Source organism: Variovorax sp. P4_D9, from assembly GCF_056401695.1.
In genome coordinates this window covers 1-1,613 of record NZ_JBFUIU010001356.1, presented here as the reverse complement: position 1 = coordinate 1,613, position 1,613 = coordinate 1, and the positions used below count along the sequence as shown (strand labels likewise).

Sequence of the window (1,613 nt, the reverse complement as noted above, 5' to 3'; positions counted from 1 at the left end):
GGCAGTGGCTGGTCGATGGCTTCGCGCTGGCGCCGCATCTGGAGAAGTCGATGTACATGCTGTCGACCGGCTCGAAGCGCAAGGTCTGGCTGGCGGCAGCGCTGGCCTCGAGTCGCCCGCTGCTGCTGCTCGACGAGCCGACCGGCGGCCTCGACGCCGCGTCGATCCGCTGCCTCTGGAGCGCCCTGTCGGAGCGCGCACAAGCCCGTGCCGTGGTGGTGGCGAGCGGGGAGCGCATCGATGCGCTGCCGCTGGCCGCGACGCTCGCGCTGCCGCTGCGCTGAGCGCTAGGGCAGCACCAGGTCAGCGGGTCCCTCGGCGAGGGGCGCGACATCCAGCATCGTGCCGCGGCAGTTGGCGGCACCGCAGTGGCACGGGTAGTCCGACGGCGACGAGCCGTCTTCGGCCGTGAGGCCATAGTCGATGAAGAGCTCGTCGCCGGCCTCGACCGGCAGCAGGGTCTGGAACTTGAGCACCAGCCGGCCCGCCTCGTCGTATTCCTCGACCGCCTCGCAGTTCGGATCGCAGGAGTGGTTCAGGTGGCGGGYCGCATTACCGCCCTTGCCGCCGTCGATGACCTCCTCGTTGGAGAGCATGAAGAGGTAGGTCAGTTGATCGTTCCACTTGCGAGCGGCGACCTCTTCGGCCGTGTAGCGGCGGCCCTCGTAGAGACCGAGCAGGGCGTTGGCGGGCAGGTCCCGGGTCGCGAATGCGCCCAGTCCGTGGACGCCGCTGGGGGATACACGCAGGCAGGGAGTGGAGGAGGCGGCGGATTTTCTGGCGGCGGTCATGGGGTGGAGCGGGATTCGTGCAGATGCGTGGTCACAGGCTCGCTGCGGCGGATCTGCATCGTACTCAAGAGCGGCAGCCAGGAAATAGAAGGTCACGCCCCGCCCCGCCCCGCGTTGCGTTCGACCGACAGGCTGCCGCCGTGCGACTCGAGGATCGAGCGGCACATGGCCAGCCCCATGCCCATGCCCAGGCCCTTGGCCTTGGTCGTGTAGAAGGGATCGAAGACCCGGTCGATGGGTTCCTTGTCGATGCCCGGGCCGGTGTCTCTGACCGCCAATCGAACCTGCCGCTCGGCATCCGGCGCGTGTGAATAAAGAAGAAATCGACGCATGAATCCACCCGAACCGACCGTGTTCGTCGTCGGCGACGACGCGGCCATCCGCAGCAGTATGGAACGCCTGATCTGCTCGGTGGGGTGGAAGGCCGAGACCTTCGCGGCGGCGGACGCCTTCCTCGAGCGCCTGCCGTTCGCGGGCACCGCCTGCCTGCTGCTCGATGTCCAGATGCCAGGCACCACGGGCATCGCCCTGCAGGACCTGATGTGCGAGCAGGCGTGGGATCTGCCGGTGGTCTTCCTGACCGGGCGAGGCGATGTCCCGACCTGTGCCGAGTCGATGAAGAAGGGCGCGGTCGACTTCCTGCTGAAGCCGGTCGACGACGAACTGCTGCTTGCCGCGCTGCGCCGCGGGCTCGACCGCCATGCCGCTCAGCGCGAGCGCGATGCGCAGCGCCACGGCCTGCAAGGCACGGCTCGACAGCGTCTCGCCGCGAGAGCGCCAGGTGATGGACGGCGTGCTCTGCGGCCGTCTCAACAAGCAGAT

At 68.5% G+C, this 1,613-nt stretch carries 4 protein-coding genes; 2 read left to right on the top strand and 2 right to left on the bottom strand.

The features are described 5' to 3' along the window. Positions 1-284, top strand: a 284-nt coding sequence (locus AC1DY5_RS54895) for an ABC transporter ATP-binding protein (RefSeq protein WP_478122573.1), incomplete at its 5' end; no start/stop codon positions are given. A 3-nt stretch (positions 285-287) separates the two neighbouring features. Here the strand turns inward: AC1DY5_RS54895 and AC1DY5_RS54890 are convergent. Then, a complete protein-coding gene (locus AC1DY5_RS54890) occupies positions 288-791 on the bottom strand; it encodes an SET domain-containing protein (protein ID WP_478122572.1) in 504 nt (167 codons plus the stop codon). A 92-nt stretch (positions 792-883) separates the two neighbouring features. Beyond that, positions 884-1,123, bottom strand: a complete 240-nt coding sequence (locus AC1DY5_RS54885; protein WP_478122571.1) for an ATP-binding protein — start codon at positions 1,121-1,123, stop codon at positions 884-886. On the opposite strand from AC1DY5_RS54885, the gene AC1DY5_RS54880 reads away from it, so the two are divergent. After that, positions 1,122-1,613 (top strand): response regulator transcription factor (locus tag AC1DY5_RS54880; RefSeq protein WP_478122570.1); only part of this gene is annotated, 492 nt, incomplete at its 3' end. The genes AC1DY5_RS54885 and AC1DY5_RS54880 overlap by 2 nt on opposite strands.